Here is a 26,024-nt window from a genome sequence, read left to right on the forward strand (position 1 = left end):
GATGAGGAGCATCACCCGCCATGCCCCCGCATAGCCGCCACAATATGCTCCAGCCCATCTTCTGAAAACACCTCTTCAATCGCCTCCGCCGCCCCAGCAGCGCAAGCCTCCGCCCGCCCAAACATCCTCTCCTCATAATCCCGCACAGCCCCTCGCCAATCTGAGCCCGAGACCAGCCCCAAAGCCAGATCAGCCCCATCCCACATCGCCAGGTTCGCCCCATCCCCACCAAACGGCGACATCACATGCGCCGCATCCCCCAGCAGCGTAACTCCCGCCTGATTCTCCCATCTGTGCCCAACGGGCAAAGCATAGATCGGCCGCGGAACCATCCGCTCTCCACTCTCCGCGATCAACCGCCGCAGCCCCTCATCCCACCCCTCAAACTGAGCCAGCAGATAAGCCCTCAAATCGCCGCTCCCCGTCCAACCCTCCGGCACCCGCAGCGAGGCATAGATCCCCAGATGCCCGCCCGAGTCCCGATGCGCGATGATCGCCTTCCGCTCGCCCACTGCAAACGTCAACCCCCGTCCGGCCAGCCTCGCAAGCTCCGGAAACCCCACGTCCACGTCGTCGATCCCCATCTCCACAAACGTCACCCCGCTGTAAACCGGCCTCGCGTCTGAAACCAGCGGCCGAATCCGCGACCACGTCCCATCCGCCCCCACAATCAGGTCGAACCGCTCGCGCACTCCACCTCGCAACTCAAGTTCAAACCCGCCATCCACACACGGCATAGCAGCCACCAACTCACTCCCCCACCGCACAACCCCGTCGGGCAGGGAATCGAGCAGCATCTGCCGCAACTGCCCCCGATCCACCTCCGGCCGGTCCTTGCCCGTAAGATCCTCCTCCAGAAACACCTGCCTCCCATCCTTGTCATAGATCCGCGACTCCTGATCCTCATACCGCGCAATCCGCCTGAAATCCGTCGTCAGCCCCGCACACGCAATCGCATATTGCCCGGACTTCGCATGCATATCCAGTGACCCACCTTGCGGACGGTCAGACGTTGAAGCCTCCCGCTCAAACACCACCGCCTCAATCCCATTCACGTACAAGATTCTCGCCAGCGTCAGCCCGCCCGGCCCCGCACCCACAATCCCAATCCTTAGCTTTCCCATCATCACCTCCATTGCATAGCCTGCTATGTAATAAGCATAGTCTACTATCTATAAAACAAGCAGAATTATTAAAACTATGGACGCAGAGATCTTTCGCCGCCCCGGCCACCTCATCACCCGCTGCGCCCGCCTCCTGCAGCGCGCGGGCGAGCAGCTCTTTAAACCGCTCGGCCTCGGCATCGCCCAGCTTCCCGTCCTGTATTCGCTGAAGGGCGGCAACTCCATGACCCAGACGGAGCTCGCAACCCTCGCCCGCATCGAGCAGCCCACCATGGCTCAACTCCTCACCCGCATGGAACGCGACGGCCTCATCCGCCGTTCGCCCAACCCACAGGACAAACGCAGCAGTCTGATCGCCTTGACGCCACTCGCGCTTGGCAAACTGCCTGCGGCCCGGAGCCTCCTGTTGGAAGGAAGCAGGGACGCGCTCGCGGGCTTCTCGGAAGTTGAGATCGCTACCCTCAGCCAGCTCCTGCTGCGCGTGGTCAAGAACCTCGATCCCGAAGCTCCCGGACTGTAACTGCTTGGTCGTCAGCACGTCGAAACTTGAAACGCGGCGCATCACAATTGAATTGACCGCCCCCGCAGCGTCAGATACATTGGCTGCGAATCCCCGATCGTTCCGCACGTCTCATGGGCCCCTTTCCAAACCCTGATCCACTGAAAGGCCTTACCCAGTGAAGACTCTCTCCGCCCACTCCTTGCTGTCTGCCGCGCTCCTCAGCTTCGCCCTCTCCGGCTGCAAGAAGACACCTGCGCCACCCGCTCCTGCTCCGGTTGCGGCCGCACCAGCTCCAACCCCAGCCCCCACGCCCGCTTCAACCCCGGCTGCAACTCCGGAGGCCGCAGCCGCGCCAGGAGCCACCGTCTCCGACCCCGTCACGGCCAACGGCGTCACCACGCAGTCGACACTCGGCACCGGCAAAACCGTCGAGTGGGCGCTCAAACAAGGTGAGATCAAGGACGATCCGTCCGGGCAGTGGCCCTCCGCAGCCACCGCCTCCTCCGCCTACAACGACGCCAAGGACCAGCAGCGCTTCGCCCCATGGCAGGCGACCGGCGTACCCAACGTCGATCAGGCCGGCGACAACGCCAACGCCTGGGACCCCAAAACCCCGGACGGAGGAATCGAGTGGCTAGACCTCCTCTACCCCAAGCCGATGCCGGCCACCGGAGTCCGCATCCGCGAAAGCGCAAACGGAGGCGCGGTCGTCAAGGTGGACCTCATCGACGAGGATAACCACCTCCATCCGCTCTGGAGCGGCACCGACCCCACCAAGGCCCTCAACTACTTCATGCTCACCTTTCCCAAAACCACCTACAAGGTCAGCCACGTCAAGATCACGCTCGCCACTAACCTCATACCTGGTGAGAACGAGATCGACGCCGTGCAGCTTGTGAGTTCCGAGAAGTAGCCCAAAGCCAAAACGCTTGACACGCCCTGTATAATAGAGTAAGGAAACGAGCGAGAGCCCGGCACCCCCGCCGGGCTCTTTTTACGCCTACTGATCTTGACTGGGGTATACCGAAGTCCGGACCTAAGCCTTTTATTGTGAAGACTTTGAGACTAAATAGGGGGGAGGGGGAGGGCATGTCGCAGGACCAGCAGTTCATGCAGCGAGCACTCGAACTAGCCGAGTCCACCACTGCCCTCGCATCCCCAAACCCACAGGTTGGATGCGTTTTCGTCCGGGACGGAAAAATAATTGCAGAGGGTTTCCACCTCTACGAAGCCCGCGACCACGCCGAGATCGCCGCCCTCAAACAAGCCGAGGCGAACGGCATCGACGTCGCCGGAGACACCGCCTACGTCACTCTTGAGCCCTGCAGCCACCATGGCCGCACCGGCCCCTGCGCCGACGTATTAATCGCCGCCGGCATCAGCCGCTGCGTGATCGCCACGCTCGACGCGAACCCGGTCGTCCGCGGCAACGGCGTAGCCAAATTGGAAGCCGCGGGAATCGCCGTCACCGTGGGCGTCCTCGAGCAGAAGGCCCGCACCCTCAACGACGCCTTCGCCTGGTCCATCCGCCACAACCTCCCGATGGTCACCCTCAAGGCCGCGCTCTCGGTCGACGGCAAGCTCGCCCCGCCGCCCAGCCAGCGGCAGCGCCCCGAGCCCCACTGGCTCACCGGCCCCGAATCCCGCGCTGAGGTCCAGCGCCTCCGCCACGCCTCCGACGCCATCCTCACCGGCATCGGCACCGTCCTGGCCGACGACCCCACCCTCACCGACCGCACCGGCCTACCCCGCCGCCGCCCCCTCCAACGCATTATCCTCGACGCCCACCTCCGCATCCCCGTGGCCTCAAAACTAGTCGAATCGGCAGCAGACGACCTCCTCATCTTCTGCAACCAGAACGCTCCGCAAGACAGGCTGACAGCCCTCGAAGCCGCCGGAGCCGAGATCCACCAGGTCCCCGGAACCGATCGCCTCGACCTCCGCGCGATCCTCAGCACTCTCCACGAGCGCAAACTCCTGAGCGTCCTCCTCGAAGCCGGCCCGTCTCTCAACGGAGCCTTCCTAGCCGCTCACCTCGTCCAGCGCGCCATCCTCTTCTACGCCGACACCGAACTAGGGGAGGGAGCCCTCCCCTTCGCCGAAGACCTCACCAACCCCCACCTGCTCGAACAAACCATGACCCACGTCACACGAACTACCTTCGGCCCGGATGGCTGTGTCTCCGGCCTGCTTCAAAATCCCTGGGAGTGAGCTAACCTAAAACAATGTTCACTGGCCTGATCGAAACCACCGGCACCATCGAGAACGTGACCCACAGCACCAGCGGTCCCGTCCGCATCACCGTCGCCTGCCCCACCCTCGCCGCCCGTCTCGAAACAGGCGATTCCATCGCGGTCAACGGCGTCTGCCTCACCGCCCTGGACCTGAGCGAGACCCACTTCTCCGCCGACCTCGCCTTGGAGACGGTCGAGCGTACCACCCTCTCCCGCCTGCAACCAGGCACCACCGTCAACCTGGAGCTCCCCACCCCCGCCGGCTCCCCACTGGGAGGCCACGTAGTCCAGGGCCACGTAGACGGGGTAGCCACCCTCCTCTCCCTTGACCCCATCGATCCTACCAACGAAGAAACATCCGACTGGCGTCTGCGTCTGCTGCTCCCGGCGACCCTCGCCCGCTATGTCGTCCCGCAGGGCTCGATCACGGTCGAAGGCATCTCCCTCACGGTAGCCGACTTTACGGACGACGTCGTCTCCATCGCCATCATCCCCCACACCTATAAGGCCACCGCCCTCCACACCCTCGCCCCCAGCGACCCCATCAACATAGAAGTAGACGTTCTAGGCAAGTACGCGGAGGCGCAAAAAGAGAATCGGCCACAGCCCGGGTGGACTGTGACCGAAGAATATCTGCTTGCGAACGGCTACTAGTAGCATTGGTTCGGCACAAATCTAAGTGCCGACCAACGGGAGGAGCGACGCGAAGCCCAGTACGGTGCGAAGCACCTAGATGGAGCTCATGTTGTGCAGAAACTCCTGATTGTTGCGAGTTTTTGCGAGCTTATCCGTAAGCAGTTCCATCGCTTCTGTCGGTGAGAGCGGGTTCAAGACCTTGCGAAGAATCCAGGTGCGCTGGAGATCTTCCTTCGGAATGAGCAGCTCTTCCTTACGCGTACCGGAGCGCTGAATGTCGATCGCCGGGAACACACGCTTATCGACAAGCTTGCGATCCAGGATGACCTCCATGTTGCCGGTACCCTTGAACTCTTCAAAGATCACTTCATCCATGCGTGAGCCGGTATCGACGAGTGCGGTAGCGATGATCGTCAGCGAACCACCCTCTTCGATATTGCGGGCCGCACCGAAGAAGCGTTTCGGACGCTGCAGCGCGTTCGAATCCACACCGCCTGAGAGCACTTTGCCCGAAGGCGGGACGATGGTGTTGTAGGCGCGGGCGAGACGTGTAATGGAGTCCAGCAGGATGACGACATCGCGCTTGTGCTCCACAAGGCGCTTGGCCTTCTCGATCACCATCTCCGCAACTTGGACGTGGCGCGCTGCCGGCTCGTCAAAGGTCGAGCTGATGACTTCACCGCGCACGGAACGCTGCATGTCGGTGACTTCTTCCGGCCGCTCGTCGATCAGGAGGACGATCAGGACGACCTCAGGGTGATTGGCGGTGATCGAGTTGGCGATCGACTGCAGGAGCATCGTCTTGCCGGTCCGCGGCGGAGCGACGATCAGCCCACGCTGACCCTTGCCCACCGGGGTGAGCAGGTCCATCACGCGGCCGGAGATATGCTCGCGCACCGTCTCCATCTTGACGCGTTCCTGTGCATAGAGCGGGGTCAGATTGTCGAAGAGTACCTTATTGCGAGTCTCTTCAGGCGACTCGAAGTTGATCGCCTCAATCTTCACGAGTGCGAAGTACTTTTCGCCCTCGTGCGGCGAACGGACGTTGCCGGAGATCGTATCGCCGGTCTTCAGGTCGAACTTGCGAATCTGTGAGGGGGAGACGTAGATATCGTCGGGACCGGGAAGGTAGTTGTAGTCAGGAGAACGTAGGAAACCGTAACCGTCGGGCAAGATCTCAAGTACGCCTTCAGCGAAGATGTGACCTTCTTTTTCGCTCTGCGCCTGCAGGATTTTGAAGATCAGATCCTGCTTACGGAGGCCGCTGGTGCCGCCAATGTCTAGTCCGCGCGCGAGCTTACCCAGCTCGGCGATGTTGTGCTCTTTCAACTCTGAAATTGTCATTTGGATGCGCTTCTTTTCTGAATTTCTTGGGGTGGGGTGGGGATTGGAGGGAACTCAAGCGGGGATCTGCGTGACGCAACGGATATGCAAAGGCCAGCGGGGAGTGCAGAAGAATAAATTGCGGAGGGGATTACTGCAGGAAAGATACCATGAAACGCTAAAGCAAGTAAAAGCGAAACTGCCGCGCGTTAAGCTGCGCGGCGTTCCTGGCGATCCTCAGCATGGATCTTCTCAACCTTCGGCTCCGGAGCGTCGTCCATGGGAATCGTGTCCTTGAAGCGGTCTAAAACCTCGTTCGTGGTGTCCTGCAAGCGAGTATTGGGCTTGTGCAGCTTGCGCGTCGCCTTTGAGGCGAGCTGACAAAGCTGATAGCGGTTCGTTACATGCGTAAGTGCTCCAAAGATCAAATCTGAGCGCATAAAATTTTCTCCTTCGTATCGTTCTGTCCCAGTCACGTCTGCGCGCGCCGGTCATTCTTGGATCGGGTCGGTCGTTTCGGCTCAGCGGACCGGGAAGTTCGTGTACCAGATCAAATCAACTTGGTTTGGCTTCAGTAGATATGACGCACTTATGCTCAGGAACGATTCCCTGCCTTTGCATAATTGCGTAGTATTTTGAAAACCAGCTTTCGTTTTCCATAAAGACTTATCGGGTCAATGCTGAGAAACGTCAAAAATACGTCGATTTTGAGCCGACTTATTTTGCTGACCCTTACTGAAAAGTACCCGCTTGGTCGCCTAGAGTCAATACTTATTTCAGTATGTACTTCCTAAGAAATTCCAGAAAAGGGAATATTACTTGCCGAAATGGACTTCGTTGGGGCGGCAAATCAAGACATTCAAGACCAGAACGTCCGATCCAGCGTTCGATACTGGATGGCCTCCGCGATATGTTTGACCGCGATATCGGGGGCGGCCTCCAAGTCCGCGATCGTTCGTGCCACCTTGAGGATGCGATCGTGAGCTCGGGCGCTCAGACCTTGCTGCTGCATTGCCCGCTCCAGAATTCGCTCTGCATCGCTGCTTAGCTCACAGTGGAGGCGAATCTGCTGTGTCGTCATTTGTGCGTTAGCGTACACAGCTTGCGAGGCGTGTTTTCCAGTGGGTCTCGTCCGCTCTTCGCTTCCACCTTGCGTGAAGCGGGCGAGTTGACGCTCACGGGCAGCCAGTACCCGGTTCCTTATCTCCGCAGACCCTTCAGCCGATGTTCTGGAGCGTAGCTCCTTGTATTGCACGGCAGGAACCTCGATATGAATGGCTCTTCCGTACATTTGGTGATTCTTTCCAGCGGCTCTTTGCAGGCGTAGCAAGGAGGTAGCACGCTGGAGGTTCCGGATGGTTCGAGGGACGCTGCTACCGAGCACTTCTGAAGTTGAATTGGTTTGTTTGCGGCCCAGGACTGGGTTGATTGAGGTTGAGCTTCGAACCTCTCGCCCTTTCTCTTGCTGCCCTGTCTGCGGTACGGCTTCGCGGCGGGTTCACAGCCGGTATCTACGCAGGCTGGGCGATCTGCCGTGGGAAGGTATTCCGGTCTCGATCCTGCTTCAGACCCGCAAGTTCTTCTGTGTTGTCGAGACTTGCCGCCGGCGCATTTTTACCGAACCGCTTTCCGGCACCGTGCTCCGCTATAGTCGGCGGACGCTGCGTTCTTGTGAAGCTCTGGACTGGATCACGGTTATGATCGGCGGTCAGGCCGGAGCTCGGCTGGCCCGTCGTCTCGGCCTGCTGGTCAGTGGCTCCACCTTACTGCGGCAGCTTCGTTGCCGCGCCCGATGTGCGCCGGTCGTGGCTCCGCGTGTACTCGGTATCGATGACTGGGCGTGGCGAAAAGGCCATCGCTACGGCACTATCCTGTGCGATCTGGAGAGCCGTAGGGTGATCGATCTGCTGCCGGACCGGGAGGCTGGAACTGTCGCTGAGTGGCTTCGGGAGCATCCTGGCAGTGAGATCGTGAGCCGGGACCGAGGCGGTATTTACGCTCAAGCCACACGGTTGGCCGCGCCTGGAGCCGTACAGGTGGCGGATCGCTGGCACCTGTTGCGGAACCTGAGCGAAGCACTGAAAAACGCGCTCAGTCCGCATCATCGACTGCTCACACAAGCAGCGAGAAGCAGCATGGGGGAGGTTCCAGGCGTCGTCACATCTCCGCAACCTTCGGTTCCGCCGTGGGAGTTACGGGCCAGCCTCCGCAACCGGGAGCGTCGCTTCAGCCGCTACGAAGAGGTGCATCGGCTGGGCCAGACAGGAGCGTCCCATGCTGCGATCGGCCGACAGCTGGGACTCGATCATCGCACCGTACGCAAGTTCCTCAGAACCGAGACGTTCCCCGAAGCGCAACGGAGCCCACGTCCAGGCATCGTCGATCCTTATGCCGAGTACCTCGACCGACGGCTTGAGCAGGGCTGCAGGAACGTGTCCCGGCTGTGGCGCGAACTGCGGGAACGAGGCTTCACGGGTCAACTTAACATCGTGAGACGCTGGCTTCGCTGCCGGCGTGGCTATCAACCGACCTCGGCAGCAGCCGCTCCACACAGAGCTGCACCACGTATCTCAGTCCGGCAGACGGTCTGGCACATCCTGAAGGAAACGCCCTCCGCTCAGACTTATCTTGAACAGGTCTACCAGGCTTCACCCGAGGTGTCTGTCGCGGCCAAGCTGGCCAAGGAGTTCTTCCGACTCATCACGCAGCGAGATCTTCCAGCCCTCACACCGTGGTTCGAGGCTGCGAAGACAACGGCACTGGCCGGCTTCGCCAGCCACCTGACCAGAGATCGAGATGCGGTTGAAGCGGCTCTCAAGCTCCCGTGGAGCCAGGGCCAGGTGGAAGGCCACGTCCATCGGCTCAAGCTCATCAAGCGCCAGATGTATGGCAGAGCCGGCTTCGACCTGCTCAGACTCAGAGTGCTTCACACCGCCTGAACAGGGCGGCCAAGAGCAGCCGCCCCAACTAAACCATCCTTCACCAAATGTACGGAAGAGCCATATGAATGTCGATTCTGTCCAATAATGGACCGGAGACCTTTGAGACGTAGCGCTGAATCATGGGCGGGGTGCAGGAGCAGTCGCGGCTCTTATCGTTGAAGTATCCGCATGGACACGGATTCATGGCTGCCGCCAGCATGAAGCGGGCAGGGAAGCTCAAGCTCATCGCCGCTCGCGCAATCGTGACGTGGCCGTCCTCGAGTGGTTGTCGAAGCACTTCGAGGACATTTCTCGGGAACTCAGGAAGCTCGTCAAGAAACAGAAGCCCGTTGTGCGCGAGTGAGACTTCTCCGGGGCGCGGTATTGCTCCTGTCAGTAGCGGAAGAACCCCTAACCACACGGCCAAAAAGCGACGCGCTAGGTAGAAGTCAGCGTAACCGCTCCCGTGATGCTCTTCGAATTGTACGCAAGTAGAGCTAACTGGGTTAGACTGAAGCGCTCCCTGAGAGGTAAATGAGTGACTAATGGACGCGGTCTGCGACTCAGTTCTGGCGAAGAAGTGTATTTTGAAGGTCGACGCTGCGAGATCGTCGCTGTTCTCGATCTTGAGACGGCAATAGTCGAGCTGCGGGGAGATGGCGGCCGAATCGCCGTTCCTGTTGCTTCGCTTCGAAGTCGACCAAGTACTGACGGCGAATCCCACATCAAAGCTGACCTAAATCAGGTTTCTGCGGAGGTTTGGGCCATCGCGGAAACAAGACTCGATGCGATTCGCCCATTGCTTGATCTTCCAAAGAGGACGAAGGCTCTGGTTTGTAGTCGCGCCAAGGAGCTCGGCATCAGCTACGGCCCACTGTACGTCTGGATCCATCGGTATGAAAGTACTATGCTCCTGAGTTCGTTACTGCCACTGGATCGGTCTGGCGGCCGAGGCCGAACGCGGATCACACCCGAGCGCGAATCGCTCCTGCTCGAAACCATACAGTCTCACTACCTCAACAAACAGAAGTTGACAACGCAGAATGTGCATCGTGAGCTGAAGAACCGATGCTTCGAGGCTGGTCTTCGACCACCTTCTGTTCAGACAGTTCGCAATCGCATAGGTAGGATTGACGCTGCGTTGATCACGAAAAGGCGTCAAGGAGCGAGAGCGCAGCGATCATTTGAGCCGACCATAGGAAGCTTCCCTGAAGTTGCTGGTCCGTATGGAGTCATCCAAATAGACCACACCATGCTAGATGTCCAACTCGTTGATGAGCAACACCGCAAATCTATTGGAAGGGCATACATCACCATTGCGATCGACGTATTTAGCAGGATGGTCGCCGGCTTCTATGTCTCGCTTGATCCCACTGGGGATCTCTCTACCGGACTTTGCCTTGTGCACGCGATCCTGCCCAAAAAACCTTGGCTAGAAAGACTAGGCCTGGACGTTTCTTGGTCCTGCCACGGCCTGATGGATACCATCCATACGGATAATGCAAAGGAGTTTAGGGGCAAGACCCTCGCTCGTGCAGCCGCAGAGTATGGCATCACTCTAAAACGAAGGCCTGTTCGCCAGCCCCACTACGGCGGCCACATCGAGCGTCTGATTGGAACAACGTTGAAGCAACTTGTACACACACTGCCCGGTTCTACTTTCTCGAATGTGGCCGAAAAAGGGGAATACGACTCTGAAGGTAATGCATGCCTCACAATTGCTGAAACAGAGCGAATCCTGACACTCTGGTTCACGGGGTCCTACCACCAGACAATTCACCGCGGTATTCTCATGACTCCCCTGGAGAAATACCGACTTGGTCGCCTCGGCACAGAGCCTGGAGGCAAATCAGCACCGCGCCTTCCAGAGGATATGGATCGGCTACGGATTGACTTCATGCCTTCCATCGAACGATGCATCCTGTCATATGGGGTAGTAATTGATGAGGTGTACTACTGGGGCGACATCTTGAGGCCTTGGATCAATGCTCCCGATCCGCACGACAGGAAAAAGAAACGACTTTTCCTGTTTAAACGCGATCCTCGTGACGTATCAGTGATCCAATTCTTGGACCCTACAACGAACACTTTCCACCCAATTTCATACCGGAACATCACTCATCCCTCGATGAGCCTCTGGGAGCTTCGAGAGGCGAGGAAGCGACTGAAGATTCATGGGAAGAAGACGATAGACGAGCATGCGATCTTTCAGGCGCACCGATCAATCCAAGCGGAAGTAAAATCGGCGGCTGAAAAAACGCGATCAGCACGCCGCGAGTCAGCTCGCAAGGCAGTTCAAGGCAACCGAGAGAGCCTGCCGAGCCCTGCAGCCGATCTTGTGCTGGCAGAGTTGCAAAGCAAGGAGTTTCAATATGACGAGATTCCAGAGTTTGAGGTCAGAGAACGATGAGCGAACATTTGTCTTCTTCTGCCAAAGCTGCACTGATGCTCAGCGACACAGAGAGAATTCGGTACGCGAGGAATGAACAATTCATCTCGTACACCGGTGCGAAAAGAATTCTGACCTCACTCGAGAATCTACTCGATCACCCAAAGCGCCAGCGGATGCCTTGCTTGCTGATCGCTGGAAGAACCAACAACGGCAAGAGTGCTATAGCACAAGAGTTCCTCTCATTGCATCCTCCAGTAAAGGAACCCTCCGCCGACGCTGACGTCGTTCCCGTGCTGTACGTGCAGGCACCACCGGTGCCAGATGAACGTCGCCTCAATGCCGTGCTCCTCGACAAACTTTGCGTGCCACACAAAACAAACGAACGGGCCGATCGAATGATGCAACAGCTGCTCGTTGTCATGCCAAATCTCGGCGTTAAGATGCTGATGATTGATGAAATACACCACATTTTGGCGGGAAATCGCGAGAGGCAAAGAGTTTTCCTGCAGGTACTCAAGTACATCAGCAATGAGTTACAAATCCCGATCGTAGCTCTCGGAACGGACAACGCTCTCTTTGCTTTGCAGGCCGATGCGCAACTTGCTAATCGCTTTGTTCCAATCGCTATCCCTGAGTGGAAGCATAATCTTGAGTATCTTGGCCTGCTCAAAGCCTTTGAGAAGCTTTTGCCTCTTCGACTGCCGTCGATGCTTACCGATGCGCAGCTCGCCACGCGTCTGTTGACAATGTGCGAGGGTACGATCGGGGAGCTTGCAAGGTTGCTTTCAATTGCAACCGAAGAAGCGATCAGAAATCAAAGCGAGCGCATCTCTGTCGCATTACTAGAGAGGCTTTCTTGGGTGCAGCCGTCAGAGCGAAGAAACTTTGTGGCCCGTGAAATCTAGAACGTCCACTTTCCAGGATGAATTATCGCCAGAGCAGACGCTTGCATGTCGCCCCAAGCCGCTCCCAGACGAATTGATATCTTCTTGGCTCCTCCGCATTGCTTTACGCAATGGCATGAAGCCCCAGAGCTTTTGCAAGCTATTGTGGCCGAATCGGAGCTTTTGGAACCATTCCATCGATCGTTACGCTAGCCAAGACCTCCTGGAAGACTTGTCGCGTTGCACGGCTACACCCCTACAGACCCTGCAGAAGCATTCGCTCGCAGCCTACAAAGGAATACTGTTTGCAGATCTTATTCGCAATGGAAACACCCCCTGGGTGCTCCCACTGGGCATTTTCCATCGCCGATTCAGGCGGACTGGTCTCTCATTCTGCCCAGAGTGCTTGGCTACGGGCGAACCTTACTTTCGGCGTCGATGGAGGCTTTCACTCGCAACACTCTGCCTCATTCACAAGAGGCCGCTACTCGACGGTTGCTCCGTTTGTCACGAACCCCTGCAACCTCATCGCATCGACATGGGAAGCAAGAACCCATACACGAGCGCTGCCGTTTTCAGGTGCAGCGCCTGCTCGTTCGACCTCAGATCTGCGCGTTCGTCAACTCTCACAGATCTCTGGCTTTGGAAATCTGAAAGTGCCTCGGATCAATTCTTGACGGCAACTCCATGCGAAGCAGCAAGAGCAATGGAGTACTTCAGCGTTCTTCGGCATCTTCTTTTCATGCTCACGAGCCGTAGGAGCCGCCTGACGCCTTTCCGGACATTGGCGGCTTCTGCGATTCCGAGTCCACTCGTCGAATCCTGGAAGAAAGACGATGAAACTTCTCTTGGGTTCGATGCGATGCGAATAGACGTGAGAAGAGTCTTTATCGGTGCCGCTTATTGGCTGTTAGAAGACTGGCCTCGCCGCTTTCTCGATCTTGCATGCGCGGCGCGACTACGCGGCTCCGACTTGACGAGGGACTTCCCCAGTATGCCGACGAGTTTCGCCGTCGTAGCTGCCAATCTGCCTGCACGCCAGAATGAGCTTGTACTCCACCAGGTCATGGTCCCTTAGCTTTCTAGGTGTACACGAGGAATCATCTACCTCCGCGATGAGGGGCCATCCAGCGGCCCAAAGGGCTCAATAAGATTCCAATCAGCATCAAGGATGCCCCTGCGAACCAGCTCCTCATTGTTCCGTGTAATTTGAGCAACCCCATTCGCGATTACAGCTTCTTGCCGCGTCCGATACTCAGCCAATTCGATGGAGGAAAGACGGGGAAGACGCGTGCACTTGAACCGATTCTTTTCGATCATACTTTCTCTTCCTGCCAGCACTATCGCATATTGTAGGCAACCGAGAAGCGCTACACTGAACGCTCACATACCTTCAGGTGTCCGCGTGTTCAACCCGTTTGCCAGCGTGCTTTGGCAAACCTAGGCCACCCGCGCCTGTTGATTCTAGATTTTGCAACTTCGGATGGACTATTCCCCCCGATCAATACGTCCTTACTGTTAATCCAGGATGCATCATCTGCTCCCTTCACACCTTCAGACTTTTCGGTCTTACGATTCTGTCGACTGTTGAGATGGACACTCCAAACTGCGTTGCAATCGACTGCTTCGTGTGATCGTGGTTCGCCCACAGAGTCTTGATCGCTCGAATCTGCTGTGCCGACATCAGTCGCTTGCGGCCGCCCACTCGACCACGCGCTCGGGCCTCGGCTAAACCCATTGTCGTGCGTTCGCTGATCAGCTCGCGCTCGAACTGCGTCAACGAGGCGAAGATATGGAAGATCAACCAGCCCGAAGCTGCGCTTGTATCCAACTTCTCTTTGAGAGACACAAAGACGATGCCGCTCTTCTCTAATCGGCTAATGATCTCCAGCAGATCACGTAGGGACCGAGCTAGGCGATCAAGCCGCCACACTATTAGGGTGTCGGCTTTCTCAAGACGGTTGAGGCACCTTTCAAGTTCTGGCCGATCCATCGTTCGACCGCTGAGCACTTCTTCGTAGATCTTCTTACAACCGGCCTGCCGCAAGGCAGAACGCTGTGCGTCCGTGTTCTCTGAGTTTGTTGACGTGCGCGCGTAGCCTACGATCATGAAAGTACAGTATCACAAACGGTTATTTCTGATATGTTGAATTTGACATCGTGTTTATATGTCATTTAAGGCTCGATACGCCAATGGATTTTCGGCGCTGCTAATCGTTTCATAAACGGTCGTTTGTGATGTGGCAGATTACATGAGCAGTCCAGAGAAGGTACCGTTGCAGATATGGTGTTCCTTACGCAACTGGACGTAAGTCCGAAAACGCAAAGGACTCTGTCCAAAGGATTACGCATATGCGGAAAATTCCCGTTTTGCGGAGCCGCGACGCATTGTCTTTGCTCGATAGCCAGCGATCGCGAACGCCCAACGATCTCATTTATCCGATGGTGAGACCCGCGAGCTTACTCCGGCATGATTTTCAGTTCCTCGTTCAGAACCTTTAGCGTGTCAGTAAGCACATCAGTATGCAGACGCACCTCATCATAGGATTCGAGAGCTATCTCACAGGCATCGGGCGAAACCGCAAAGCAGCCCATAATGTACCCGCGCTGTTTCCCGAACTCTCTCAGTGACGTATGAGCCGCAAAGACCATGATCTCGGTCATTTTGACCGCTAGGGCTTCAGTCCCCGTCTCTTTGCCGGGTACAATTCTTGCTAACGAACGAACTGCTTGACTGGTTGCTATGCGAAGTTCGTCACGCACCAAGTCGAAGAGTGTGCCGAGTGCCTCGGGTTGATTCGGATCTTTGACTGTCTTCAAATGCTTCCATCCACTGGCAAAAGGTACTAGAAAATATGTTTTAAATGCAGCTTCGACAATGTCATCAATCGGCGGAGCGAAGGGTAGCTCACATGGCGGCTCGCCGACGTCCCAATACTCGGACACTGGTTGAAGCCTACGGAAGTTGGCATATTCCGGTAGATATCGCAAAGCCGAGACACATGATCCGGTTATGAAGGTTGAAGAACGCAGCGAGATTGTGTCTGTGATATCGAGTGCAAGAAATGATGAGTCGATTAGATTCCAAGCCGAATCCTGATCTTGAGAAGCGAGCGCCTCACGGATCAGGTGATGTCGAGCGTCGAAGTTGAGCGGCTCCGCCTTCAGTTCTAGAGTCCAGAAGGACAAAGCTCGATCGCGAAAAGCCGGATCATGTTGCGCTAACTTTATGAGTAAATGCGACTTCAGCCTTCTGGTCGCAAAGTCCCCGGGACGCTGAGCCAAACCCTGGTCGACACTATCGAGCGCTTCCTCCAGCCGATTGAGTCTTTCGTATCCCAGAGCGAGCCAGTAGCAAACGTGCGGCCAGCGGACAAGTGTCTCGGGATTCATTCTGAATGCAAGCTCCAAAAGTGGAACCGCCTCTTCAGGTTTGTCGAAATCAAGTATCAGACTCGTGGCTTTGGAGATGAGTGCCTCAGGCTGTTTAGGATCAAGCGCAAGTGCCTTATCGAAGCACTCCATTTCTTGGGTGTGCTGACCTACATGGTGGTAGGCGCTAGCGAGATTCTTCCAAATGACCGGTTGATTCTCATCGAGTTCGATCGCTAGCTTATAACGGGCAATCGCTGCGTCGTGGTCTCCGAGCTCGCCGAGCACGTTTCCAAGGTTGTAAAAAATATGCCATGTATGAATCGGTCCTGAGCTAAGCAATTCTTCAAATATCTGTCGCGCCGCAACAACCGATGACCGGTCCCCCTCCCGGATACCCCTCTCTGTAAGGATGCACGCCCGAATGGACCGATATTCAGGTTTGTCGACTCTTCTTATTGCTCGGTTGATTTCAGCAAGAGCTTCTTCATAGCGATGGCTCTTGTAGTAAGCCCAAGCCAGTAACTGCAGGGCTTCACTGCGGTCCGGCGTCTCTTCCAGCACGCGCCGAAGCTGGAGAATCGCAGCCTCCGTTTGTTCACCATCGATGAGCTGACTGATCTCCTTAAGAGACAAGCCGCCGCCTTCTGTTAGTAGAACGATTGCATTTGGCCCCAAGTACCGATTTAGTACATCCGGGCCAAGGTACTTCACCGCAATATCAGGATTCACCTCTTCTAGTTGTAGGCGCAGCCATTCTCGTCCAAAAACGATCAATGTCCAGCCGTACTGGTTGCGGAATTCGGTCTTCAGCGCATCGACGTCGACACCACGCGCCTTGCGACTTGTGACAAAGACGAACGTGTCGAACTCGGTCTTTCGAGTGCTCAGTTTCCGCGCGTCGCGGCGGAGCTTTGCTTTCCAATTGCCTTCTTTGCTGAATTGAAAGAAAGTTGGATGACCCTCCCTGCTGCTCCCCCTCCGCGGCACTTCCTCCGCGTCGCGGCCACCATCCTGCGGTTCGATTGGCACGATATCGGTGAAGCCTTGCCGCTGAAGTAGGTCGACGCAAAGCCGTTCAAACTTCGCCTCATCGAGCTCGCCGTCGACTGCCCAAAGTGTCTTGTTCACGCTATTCCTTCTCGGCGTCGTGTTTTAACTGCGCTTTGAATCAGAGATCTTTCGGTCAGCCGAGGCGGTTTAAAAAGCCGAGAGCGCTCGTCGATCCCAACCTCCCGAGCTCTTCACAGAGAGGTAACAATGCGGGTTCAGCGGGATTCAAATCGATCAGCTGTGACGTCATTGCGTCGACTTGATCCAAATCCCAAAGCTCACTTCCATCCTCATTGGAAAGCAATGCCGTCAGCAATCGCGCTGTGAGCGAGGGTGCTAGACCAACTACATTGTCCTCGCGTAACCGGTAGTAAAACATCTGGCCTTTGACGGATGGTGCTGGTCCTGCGACGAGCAATTCAACGATCTCAGCATAGCGATTGGGCAAAATTAGCGCCCATTCACACATCGAACCTGCCTCCTCCGGATCGAGGGGAAGCGGATTTGCCTGCACCCGGCGCTGTATGTACACCTTCAGCCAACGATTCCAAGCGCCATCTTTTGCCTGTTGGTCGGCACCTCGGAGACCCTGAGTCATTTCGCTGGCGAAGTGCAACCGCTCGCGGCGCGAGGCCCTGCTCACGAACTCGGCAAGCCAACCGTTGGCGATGGGATTGATTGCCCCAAACACCGCTATACCGGCCAAGTGGCCACAGTACATGCGCGAGCGTTCGTCCGAGTTACGGGTTGCTTGGGGAAGATGGCTAATATAGGCGGGCAGCAGTCCCGGAAGCATCTCTTGTGTCCACCGACCCCAGAACAAAAACCCGTCCCAGCTTTGTTCTGATGAGCGATCTGACGCGGGTGCTGCAAGAAGGGGAAGAACATGGTCCTGATACCAATCTGGTGCAAGCGCGAAGAGTAAATCTGCGTTTGCCGGAACGAGGACCCGCGCAATCTCACTGGCTGGTGAGCTCCCAGTCGTCATATGCTTCAGCCTGTTCAGGATCAGGACGATTGTTTCCTTGTGCTCTTCGCGTTCCGGCCAGAGTGACCTGAGCGAATCGCAATAAAACTCGATCAAGTACCCGCTGGAACGATTGATAGCAATATTGACCCAACTATCGGTGGGGTCAGGTAAAGCTGTTTCAACGCGAGCGCAAGTCTCCCACGTTTCATCTGCAACTAGTAGCGCTTCAACGATCAAAGTATTCGGGAGACCAGCCTCACTCTGAGTAATAATCCCCTTCAGCAGCGACGCTAGCTCATAGAGCAGGTCGTCGTATATCGGTCCTAATTGAGCCACGATCGCAATCAGAAGCTTCCACTCTGCTTCAGAATGGCCGGAGGTCCAACCCCGCAGTAGAGCTGACCAGATCTCGAGAGGAACCTCAGTGTTCGCGAGTGCCTCCTTAGCGATGCCTTCAGACCACGCGAAATTAGATGACACTGCGCGGGCTACTTCCTGTAGGAAACCTTCGTTCGGGGAATCACCGAACGTGTCTCTGATCAGGGCGAGTCTCCTAGTTTCGGAGCAGAGCATCTCCAGATTCATCTCCTCTATACGTGAGGTAGGAACTGGGCTACTAGCTGTGAGCTGCCGAACCCCACCACCGATCCAAGAGTTGAAATCTGGGTGTTCCCTTACAGTCCACTTGGGCTGAAGCTCTCGGATCCTGTGGAGCTTTTCGGCGACTAATGCACATTCAGGCGCGTGCTTATGAAGCCATGACAGAAGATTGAACATCTCGTACTGCTCATAGTCTTCCCCCTTCGGGGGATATTTGGCTTCCGCTTGGGTGAGGAACGCCTTCCTCTCCTCCTCCCCACAGCGTCCATAAACATCTGCCAATAACGCGAACAACTCGTTTTTAAGATCGAAACTATCTACCAGTTTATTCGAGCAAGCCCACCGCAGCTTCTCATCTGGACTCGGCCCCGAATGATGGGTCATGCCCGTAATTGCGAGTCTGCGGAGAATCGGAGCTTCCGAATCAATCCACCGTCCGATCAGAGCAGAAGCGAACACCGGTCTATTCTCGTTGGCCCAGAGGAGAACATCGACTCCGATGTCAATCAGCACAGAGAACGCGTTACGCAGATGATCCTGCATTCGGGAGGCCGTAGATCCTCGCGAGGAACTGATTGGGTCCCAGTTCTGTCCCGTCTTTCCATACATCGACAACAGCGACCTAGCTTCCTCGAAGCTCGAAGTCACGATAAGGGAAAGCTCATTGGCCAATGAGGCGAGGTGTGGTCGTAGATTGGTCTGGTAGACGTGAGTTACCCAATGATCGCTACCGATCGGTGTGACTTCGGCGTCCGGCTTCTGAAGTTCCCCCTCGTTCGGCGGGAAAAAGCGTCGCTTGAGGCCAAGCTTAGGCGCGGTAAGCTTTCGGAAGAGCTGTAGAGCAGCGGGCTGATCATCCGGGAGGGTACAGTGCCCAATCATGTAAGCAAAAAAATCCGACTGAGCGTTACTCGGCATTGTCTCCAATAAGATTGGTGTCCAAAAGCGCAATGGTTCGCCGGCGGTCGAGTGACGGTGGAAGGCAATGGCGATGTTGTGCCAGAGATTGGGAGATAGCGTCTCTCCCTTTTCCCGGACGACCTCGATAGCGGCACAAAGTGCGGAATTGCGAAATACTCACCAAACCAGAACGAAAGTTCGCCAGACCTTTCGTTGAGCGATGCGCCGGGAGCAAAGATCGCGCTGAAATCAGGGTGCTCGGATATCCATTCCAGCCAATGTGGGTCACGAGCATGGCGAGTGAAATACCGCACCGAACTCAGTTCAAGGAGTGCCTGCTTTATAAAGTCTGATTCCTCTAGACTCTCAGGACGACCCGAGGTGACGATTCGCCGAATCTCCGCTTCTGTGCCCAGAGCCCCCAGATTTGCCAGCTCGGACCACTTCGCTAAACAATCCCCCAACGCGCCGTGCCGGGGAAGTGGGGCATCACGTAGTGGATAATGTACCGGGGTGATTCCCAAATTGAACCAGAAGCTATCGATCGATGGTTCGGTCAACGCATACCGACCCGGGCCTCCCTCGGCTGCAGAAATACCTCGTGCCAGATATAGGAGAGGCAAATCCTGATGGCTATAACCAACGAATAGCACAACGAACTCAGCAAAGAGTCGCTGAACAAAACGGCGAGCCCAGCCTTCCGTTAGATATGCCCGCCCAAAGTCCGCGTCCGTGAGCACTAGCTTCTTCGCGTCTTCTAGGACTGAGCCATGGAGGTGAACAATGCCTTCGAAGTCATTTCCGAGAGGAAGTGCGGGGGCGCGATAGATTTGGGGGTCGCTGCCAAGGATGCGACCAGCTGCGCCTCTGAAGTGATCATCGAAGTTGGTCGTGACCACTCGAATCCGCTGTGACGTACCGAAAAGCCGGATTACCGATTCATGCAGGTGGTTAGGACGGGAATCCGGATCGGACAACAAGCGCTTGACCCGATCATGAACAGCAAGACCCTCTTGCTCTAGCCGACCGAGATATCGATCAATCAGTTCGTTCTCGAGCTTTGGATGAGCGGCTCCCCCAATCTCGTCTGCGAGATTGGCAAAGTTTGGGTAGTTCGCCGGAGCATCCATCGACACTCCAGCTCCCGCGAAGATGACGAGTTTACCTCGCTTGTGAGCATCGATTATCGCCTGCGGCATATCTACGTCGAGAAGTTTCATAGTTGCCGCTCAGCTAAAATCATCTTGACCTGTAGAGAACAAAATCCTCGTTAATTACCTAGAGTAGCAGCCCAAATTAGCTCATGCCGGACCGCTCTGTCATGAACAGTGGTTCTGAAATCGTCACATGTCTCGTATCCTTGAATCCGCGGCTAAGAAGCAGGTACTTAAGACTATAGGAAGCAAATATGATTCAGAATCCGCCTGAAGATAATTCGGATCAAGGCTACAGCAAGAAGCGCAGCGATTCAGTTTACGGCACGGTCGACGCTACAGACGGGCAGCTAACAGTACACTACGATCCATTGCGCGACGAGATTGAAATAGAAGGTGCGGAGCCCGGGTCAACTCGCACCGAAACCAGCTATCTCAGATCCAGTGGTAAGCCCAAAGTTGTCTCATCTGTTCCTACGTTCGGTCTCAGTCGCTTCACCTCCGCAAAGGCGCTCCTGGACTTTGACAGAGTCATCGCGGTCGATACGAATACTCACATAGTTAAGGGTTTTCGCTGGAGTATCTGCGCTTCCTATCACGTGCCAGAGCCCCTCAACCATTACCACGGACAGATCCCATGGCTTCCACTCGGCGGGTTCCTGATTAGCACTGTTGCGGAGGGAGTGAACCCGGAACGGATTGGCTGGCACTTGACCCTGCAAAACTATCTACCTCGCTTTCGCCACGACGACGAGCGCCTGGCTATCATTGTCGATAGCGAACTGGGCCAACACCGTGAGATCAACACCCGCAAGGTTGGATATTACGGTGCCAACTTGCTGCCGCCGCGAACCGCGCTTGTATATGCCTCGGCCGACAAAGATAAGAACACACTGCAAGGTACGATGATTCGAGCCTGTGATGCAGTGTCGACGCAGATTTGGGAACAGCTCGCGCCCAGGTTGGGGAGTTTTCGCGCGCGCAGTCAGGGACTCGATCCAAACTATCACTTCGCTCTACCTATTCGTTCACCACGAACATCATTGCCCTTGTAACGGGAAGTGTGAGACCGTGTCGAGGCCGGCGAGAGCTCACACTCGGCTACGTTGAAGAAGTGTACCTCTGTCCCAAAGGGCATAGTGGTGATTTCGGACATATGTGTGGCCTCCGGCGAAGTCAGATGATACGAAGCCATGTTGTTGCTTGCTGGAAACTAGGTAAAACGTTAGCGCCTGAGAACGTCCAGTTCTCGGACGTGCGACGCCTTCCCAGGGCTCCTTCCTCACGTACACTCGGGCTACACCGATGCGTCTCTTTGTTGCAGTCACCGATAGCGAATGGTTTGGTCTCCATGCGTCCAAGTCCCAGGTCGACGAGGTCAACTTTTGGCGTCCCTCCCCCGATGCAACCTTCAAGGCCCTGCAGCCAGGCGAACTGCTGCTCTTCAAGCTGCATGCCCCGGACAACTTCATTGCTGGTGGCGGTTTCTTCACCAAATTCCTGCAGATCCCCGTCAACCTGGCTTGGGATTCGTTTCGCGAGGCAAATGGCGTTCGATCGCTACATGACATGCGGGAACGCATCGGCTTCTATCGACGCACGCTCATGCTGCCGTCTGAGAACCCCACGATTGGCTGCGTCATGCTCGCAGAGCCTTTCTTCTGGCCACGCGAGGCGTGGATCCCCTCTCCTCCCGACTTCAGACTGAATACCGTGCAAGGCAAGGGCTACGACTCGGAACTGGGCACAGGCAGAGCGCTCTGGGAGGAGGTTGCCCAGAGAATCGAACTTTTCCAACCTGCGAGCCTCCAACCAGGGACGGCGGCGCTCGCCGCGATCGAGTCAAATGGCTTTGGAAAACCACAGATCACTCTTCCCCGGCTGGGCCAAGGCCTGTTCCGCGTCCTGCTTACCGACGCTTACGAACGGCGATGTGCGATCAGCGGGGAGCGCACCCTCCCGGTTCTCGAGGCGGCGCACATCAAGCCCTATGCTGTCGTTCAGCGGCATGAACTTTCCAACGGCCTGCTGATGCGCAGTGACCTGCATCGACTGTTTGACGAGGGATACATGACCCTTGACCCAAAGGACCGGCGCGTCCTTGTCAGTTCCCGCATCCGCGAGGAATTCGACAACGGAAAAGATTATTACAAGCTCGAAGGCCAGTTAGTTCGAGAGCCGACACAGGTCTGGGCGCGTCCCACCCTCGAGAACCTCGAATTTCACGCGTACAACATCTTCCAGTAGCGCGGTCTGCCCCGTGCTGGGCAGTAGACTTATCTCCAAGATCGAGATCCCGTGCCTCCTCCAACACCCGCTCAGCAGATCAAGTTCCTGACCAACCTGCAGCGTTTGCTCGCTGAGGGATCTTTCACGGCTACTTATAAGTACGCATTGTTAGCTGCACTTGCGGACCTCTCGGTCGAGCATGGCGATGACTCCGGTGAGCCGCTCGTGTTCTCTTTGTTCGCGATCGCTGAAAAGCTTGTCGAGTACTACTGGCGACATGCGACGCCATATGCCGGAGGGCAGGAGACACGTGTCCTACAACAAAGTACCGGAAGCCAGGCTCGCATCATCCGCCTTGTCAGCGAAGCTCGCCAGAGCCACGGAGTTTCGCTTGCGAGCATGATGCGTTTGCCGGGAGCATGGAATGCGCTGGTGAGAAGTGTTGTGCCGACGCTCCGCGAGCAACCTCTTTGGCGGCTGCAGGTCGTCGGATTAGAGACTCTGGACTTCCTTTATGGACGAAGCGGGACCAAGGATATTGAGCTGAGGCACGGCATCGCCTACTGCTTCCGCCAGTTCTTTACCCTGGTGCAGGACCTCGTTCGTGCCGCGTGGCTGCGGGATGTTCGTCGGCTGAACGGCGAATTTATAGGAGAGCCCACCGACTTGCGGGATTTCCTCTTCGGAGCAGAACGAAGTGCACTTACAGCGGCCAAGCCGGTGTTAATGGAGCTTCAGGACGGACGATGCTTTTACTGTGCCGGAGCACTTATAGAGGTTCGGGCGGAGGTCGATCACTTTATTCCCTGGTCAAGGTACCCGGCAGATTTGGTCCACAATCTCGTTCTCGCCGACCGTCGCTGTAACAGTAAGAAGCGAGACCGTATCGCGCATGCGGACCACCTGGACCGCTGGACCGATCGCAATCGGCGTGACGGCGACGGACTGGCGAGCGCCATGGCAGGTCGCGTGGTGTGCGATCTGAAGAGTGCGAACAGTGTCGCCTACTGGTCCTATGCGCAGACGGAAGACGCGAAGGGCCTGACCTGGATGCATGGCGACATCCTTGGCCCCCTCTCCCCGGCGTGGCGGAACGCCTTTCCCGACTCTGCGAATGAGGGCATTGTGGGAAATGCTTCCTCCTGACTTGACCGAGGTGTAGGATGCGCACACGGACCCTAAGCCGTTTGAGGAACACCATGAAGCGTTTTGCTCGACTTTGTTTCATCGCCTTAGTTTCACTTTTCGTACAAGCTCCAGCCACAGCTCAGCAAACTCAAGCGACGACTCCCACCCCCGCGCCCGTCATCCACTATGGCACTCCTCCTGTAACGGTGACTCGGCCCGCGGCTGCGGCACGGGTGACACCTACTCCGGCCATCCTCAGCAACGATCATCACTATGTGAACAGTAATGGGAATGTGGTCCATTCTCCAGCAAAGTCGTCCACCGTACCGCAAGGAGCTTCGGCGCAGTGTCGGGATGGGTCCTACAGCTTCAGCCAGCATCATCAGGGGACATGCTCCCATCACGGAGGTGTCTCGCAGTGGCTTTAGGGATCAAAACGAAGGTCCTTTGCTCCTTCGGGAATGCCCTAAAGGTGCGATATGCACGCTCTTTTTATGGAGAAGCAGAGCGGCCTTTCGGCAAAACGCAGATACGCTCAAAGTAGATCTTCTCATCATTGTGGCTGGCTTCAAGGTGCGGAAGAACAGGCTCCAAGGATCTGCTACATTCGCTTGACTCACGCTGCAGAGATTGCACGTCATGATGCACGAGGTTGCGAAGATGCGCTACTGGTGGGTCAACCAAAATCAGACATACCGCCAAGAACTCGAGGGTCATTATCTATGGTCTCCGAAGCGAAGCGCGTCTGGATCAAAGAACCCCTTCTACGAATTCATGAGGGAGCTGGCCCCCGGAGATCTAGTCTTCTCCTTTGTCGACACCAGAATTGCCGCGATCGGTGTTGTCGCTTCCTTTTGCGAGGAAAGTCCAAAGCCCGCAGAGTTCGGCCGAATTGGTATGAATTGGGAGGCGGTCGGTTGGCGCGCTAGTGTTCGTTTCACCCGCCTACAACGAGAGGTTCGCCCTAAGGATCACATCGATCTACTCCGGACGACGCTTCCGCTGAGATACTCGCCTCTTCAGGACTCCGGCAATGGAAACCAAGGGGTCTATCTTACCCGTGTACCCGAGTTGATGGCACAGGCACTCATGGGTCTTATTGGCATCCAGGCTGAGGATATAGCGCGGACCGCCATGACAGAGCTCGGGCCGCCCGAGGCTCAGTCCTACAAGTCAGATCTCGAAATCTGGGAACACCACATCGAACAAACAATCGAAACGGCTCCGGACATCCCCGAGACGGATCGGCAATCGTTGATCATCGCACGAAGAGGTCAAGGCTTATTCAAGCAGCGCGTATCGCAGGTGGAGAGGCGATGCCGCATTACCCACGTTGAGAACCCGGCCCACCTCCGCGCAAGTCATTGCAAGCCTTGGCGAGATTCGAATAACGAAGAGCGCTTAAATGGTGAAAACGGGCTCTTGCTGACCCCATCGATCGACCACCTCTTTGATCGAGGCTTCATCAGCTTTGAGCAGTCCGGTCTTCTTATTATCTCTCCTGTAGCCCATTTACCCTCGCTAGAGCGCATGGGAGTGGCGACGCACGGCCGATTAAATGTTGGGACGTTTACCGAAGGGCAGCATCATTTCCTCGAGTACCACAGGAATTCTGTTCTCCTGCGAGCAGCAGTGAGTGGGTCTTCTTAAGTCGAATTTACTCAGCCTTCTAAAAGAAGATAGATCAAGCTGCCTCATCAGAGGTTTCATGCGGGGCCAAGTGCGCTCGATCTGCATTCGATTGATCAACCAGACGCTTTAGCTCCTCAAAAATGTCGGTGTGATTCAGCTGTAGATATCGAACCACGGCTCGGTTCTCGATCAGACTTTCGATGCACCGGCAGATGACCGTCAACGAGAGAACGTCGATCCCATATGTCTTGCGAACGTGGGCCAAATCACTGATGAGAGAGTCTGTTGTCTCCTCAAGGAGAGAGCTGGCGTGCGGCGGATCTGCTCGTGTTGACTTCTTGGGCGGCTTCTCCAGCAGTTCGGGTTTAGTGACACTTAGAATGACAGCGGCAAATGGTGAGGTGTAATTCGAAGCGGAAATCATCAGCTCCGCTGCCTCGATCTGACGGAGCGGCTTCATCTTTCTCAAGGATGAAAAAGTGTCATGACTGATGCGCTTGTCTTTCAGCATGTCTACGGCCTCCGGGCATATTCCATCGAGGAGATTCCTGCGCCTCCGGATTGCTTCTATATCGATACTCAGTCCCACTGCCAATCGTTCTTCGGTGACTCCATTCGCGATTGCCTTCAAAATCATGTAGTGTTCGGCGATCGGAGACATCGCGTTTACTCTCTTGTTGTATGTATAGGACTCGTCGTCCAGCGCCACGATGCAACGGGCGGAGGTGTGTCCTAGCTCCCTGAGGATGTGTAGCCGTAGGTTTCCATTCAGAACTAGGTAGCTTCCATCCTTTTGAGGGAAGACAGCAAGAGGTTCAATCATCCCGATATGCTCCAGCGATGCTTTGATTTGCTTGTATTTACGGCATCCCATCACAATTGCAGTCGTCTCTTTTAGCGCCTTCAGACTTTCAAGAGGAACTTCCAGAACCTCTTGGATAAATGCGATCTTCACCGATTCAGCAGCCAT

General features: G+C 56.2%; 22 protein-coding genes and 1 pseudogene. 13 read left to right on the forward strand and 10 right to left on the reverse strand.

Features of this window, described 5'->3' with window-relative positions:
- Positions 1-11: 11 nt before the first annotated feature.
- Positions 12-1,127, reverse strand: coding sequence for an FAD-dependent oxidoreductase (locus ACIX9_RS04965; protein ID WP_041597437.1), 1,116 nt, complete (start codon positions 1,125-1,127; stop codon positions 12-14).
- A gap of 73 nt (positions 1,128-1,200) precedes the next feature.
- Between ACIX9_RS04965 and ACIX9_RS04970 the strand changes: the two genes are divergently transcribed.
- The 4 genes from ACIX9_RS04970 to ACIX9_RS04985 all read left to right on the forward strand — a co-directional run bounded on the left by ACIX9_RS04970 (position 1,201) and on the right by ACIX9_RS04985 (position 4,514).
- Positions 1,201-1,644 (forward strand): MarR family winged helix-turn-helix transcriptional regulator, encoded by a 444-nt coding sequence (locus ACIX9_RS04970; protein ID WP_013579383.1) that lies wholly within the window; start codon positions 1,201-1,203, stop codon positions 1,642-1,644.
- Positions 1,645-1,801: 157 nt separating this feature from the next.
- Complete coding sequence (locus tag ACIX9_RS26320; protein ID WP_013579384.1) at positions 1,802-2,539, forward strand: hypothetical protein; 738 nt, start codon at positions 1,802-1,804, stop codon at positions 2,537-2,539.
- Between the two features lie 176 nt (positions 2,540-2,715).
- Positions 2,716-3,837, forward strand: a complete 1,122-nt coding sequence (gene ribD / locus ACIX9_RS04980) for a bifunctional diaminohydroxyphosphoribosylaminopyrimidine deaminase/5-amino-6-(5-phosphoribosylamino)uracil reductase RibD (RefSeq protein WP_013579385.1) — start codon at positions 2,716-2,718, stop codon at positions 3,835-3,837.
- Positions 3,838-3,851: 14 nt separating this feature from the next.
- Positions 3,852-4,514, forward strand: coding sequence for a riboflavin synthase (locus ACIX9_RS04985; RefSeq protein ID WP_013579386.1), 663 nt, complete (start codon positions 3,852-3,854; stop codon positions 4,512-4,514).
- A gap of 75 nt (positions 4,515-4,589) precedes the next feature.
- Here ACIX9_RS04985 and rho read toward each other — a convergent pair whose 3' ends face one another.
- The 3 genes from rho to ACIX9_RS05000 all read right to left on the reverse strand — a co-directional run bounded on the left by rho (position 4,590) and on the right by ACIX9_RS05000 (position 7,110).
- A complete protein-coding gene (gene rho, locus ACIX9_RS04990; RefSeq protein ID WP_013579387.1) occupies positions 4,590-5,840 on the reverse strand; it encodes a transcription termination factor Rho in 1,251 nt (416 codons plus the stop codon).
- A gap of 188 nt (positions 5,841-6,028) precedes the next feature.
- Positions 6,029-6,259: a hypothetical protein gene (locus ACIX9_RS04995; protein WP_013579388.1), complete on the reverse strand. Its 231-nt coding sequence runs from the start codon at positions 6,257-6,259 to the stop codon at positions 6,029-6,031.
- Between the two features lie 419 nt (positions 6,260-6,678).
- Complete coding sequence (locus ACIX9_RS05000) at positions 6,679-7,110, reverse strand: magnesium chelatase subunit ChlI family protein (protein ID WP_041596949.1); 432 nt, start codon at positions 7,108-7,110, stop codon at positions 6,679-6,681.
- 64 nt (positions 7,111-7,174) lie between these two features.
- On the opposite strand from ACIX9_RS05000, the gene ACIX9_RS24540 reads away from it, so the two are divergent.
- Positions 7,175-8,758: an ISL3 family transposase gene (locus tag ACIX9_RS24540; RefSeq protein WP_013572755.1), complete on the forward strand. Its 1,584-nt coding sequence runs from the start codon at positions 7,175-7,177 to the stop codon at positions 8,756-8,758.
- Positions 8,759-8,804: 46 nt separating this feature from the next.
- On the opposite strand, the pseudogene ACIX9_RS25380 reads toward ACIX9_RS24540, so the two are convergent.
- A pseudogene (locus ACIX9_RS25380) lies at positions 8,805-9,131 on the reverse strand (ATP-binding protein); the annotation flags it as partial.
- A gap of 147 nt (positions 9,132-9,278) precedes the next feature.
- Here ACIX9_RS25380 and ACIX9_RS05010 point away from each other — a divergent pair.
- The 3 genes from ACIX9_RS05010 to ACIX9_RS27635 are packed head-to-tail and all read left to right on the forward strand — an operon-like array spanning position 9,279 to position 13,094.
- Positions 9,279-11,150 (forward strand): DDE-type integrase/transposase/recombinase, encoded by a 1,872-nt coding sequence (locus ACIX9_RS05010; protein WP_013579389.1) that lies wholly within the window; start codon positions 9,279-9,281, stop codon positions 11,148-11,150.
- Positions 11,147-12,037: a TniB family NTP-binding protein gene (locus ACIX9_RS05015; protein WP_013579390.1), complete on the forward strand. Its 891-nt coding sequence runs from the start codon at positions 11,147-11,149 to the stop codon at positions 12,035-12,037. Before ACIX9_RS05010 ends, ACIX9_RS05015 begins: the two co-directional genes overlap by 4 nt.
- Complete coding sequence (locus ACIX9_RS27635; RefSeq protein WP_157477322.1) at positions 12,027-13,094, forward strand: TniQ family protein; 1,068 nt, start codon at positions 12,027-12,029, stop codon at positions 13,092-13,094. The genes ACIX9_RS05015 and ACIX9_RS27635 overlap by 11 nt, the downstream gene beginning before the upstream one ends.
- A gap of 468 nt (positions 13,095-13,562) precedes the next feature.
- Here the strand turns inward: ACIX9_RS27635 and ACIX9_RS05030 are convergent, their stop codons facing one another.
- The 4 genes from ACIX9_RS05030 to ACIX9_RS05045 all read right to left on the reverse strand — a co-directional run bounded on the left by ACIX9_RS05030 (position 13,563) and on the right by ACIX9_RS05045 (position 20,131).
- The gene (locus ACIX9_RS05030; RefSeq protein ID WP_013579393.1) at positions 13,563-14,126 is read right to left on the reverse strand and encodes a recombinase family protein; all 564 of its coding nucleotides are present in this window, start codon (positions 14,124-14,126) and stop codon (positions 13,563-13,565) included.
- Positions 14,127-14,476: 350 nt separating this feature from the next.
- Entirely contained in the window at positions 14,477-16,519 is a 2,043-nt protein-coding gene (locus ACIX9_RS05035) for a tetratricopeptide repeat protein (RefSeq protein ID WP_013579394.1), read from the reverse strand.
- A gap of 55 nt (positions 16,520-16,574) precedes the next feature.
- Positions 16,575-18,929 (reverse strand): DUF4020 domain-containing protein, encoded by a 2,355-nt coding sequence (locus ACIX9_RS05040; RefSeq protein ID WP_083808386.1) that lies wholly within the window; start codon positions 18,927-18,929, stop codon positions 16,575-16,577.
- Positions 18,890-20,131, reverse strand: a complete 1,242-nt coding sequence (locus ACIX9_RS05045; protein WP_041596952.1) for an SIR2 family protein — start codon at positions 20,129-20,131, stop codon at positions 18,890-18,892. Before ACIX9_RS05045 ends, ACIX9_RS05040 begins: the two co-directional genes overlap by 40 nt.
- 188 nt (positions 20,132-20,319) lie before the next feature.
- Between ACIX9_RS05045 and ACIX9_RS05050 the strand changes: the two genes are divergently transcribed.
- The 5 genes from ACIX9_RS05050 (at position 20,320) to ACIX9_RS05065 (ending at position 25,072) form a co-directional block, all read left to right on the forward strand.
- Positions 20,320-21,120: a hypothetical protein gene (locus tag ACIX9_RS05050; protein WP_013579395.1), complete on the forward strand. Its 801-nt coding sequence runs from the start codon at positions 20,320-20,322 to the stop codon at positions 21,118-21,120.
- 250 nt (positions 21,121-21,370) lie between these two features.
- Entirely contained in the window at positions 21,371-22,312 is a 942-nt protein-coding gene (locus ACIX9_RS05055; protein WP_013579396.1) for an HNH endonuclease, read from the forward strand.
- 51 nt (positions 22,313-22,363) lie between these two features.
- A complete protein-coding gene (locus tag ACIX9_RS05060; protein ID WP_013579397.1) occupies positions 22,364-23,440 on the forward strand; it encodes an HNH endonuclease in 1,077 nt (358 codons plus the stop codon).
- 53 nt (positions 23,441-23,493) lie between these two features.
- Positions 23,494-23,850, forward strand: coding sequence for a DUF3761 domain-containing protein (locus ACIX9_RS27640; protein ID WP_083808387.1), 357 nt, complete (start codon positions 23,494-23,496; stop codon positions 23,848-23,850).
- Between the two features lie 211 nt (positions 23,851-24,061).
- Entirely contained in the window at positions 24,062-25,072 is a 1,011-nt protein-coding gene (locus ACIX9_RS05065; protein ID WP_013579398.1) for an HNH endonuclease, read from the forward strand.
- Positions 25,073-25,106: 34 nt separating this feature from the next.
- On the opposite strand, the gene ACIX9_RS05070 is transcribed toward ACIX9_RS05065, so the two are convergent.
- The gene (locus ACIX9_RS05070) at positions 25,107-26,024 is read right to left on the reverse strand and encodes a plasmid partitioning protein RepB C-terminal domain-containing protein (RefSeq protein WP_013579399.1); all 918 of its coding nucleotides are present in this window, start codon (positions 26,022-26,024) and stop codon (positions 25,107-25,109) included.

It is taken from the genome of Granulicella tundricola MP5ACTX9, assembly GCF_000178975.2.
Lineage (GTDB): Bacteria > Acidobacteriota > Terriglobia > Terriglobales > Acidobacteriaceae > Edaphobacter > Edaphobacter tundricola.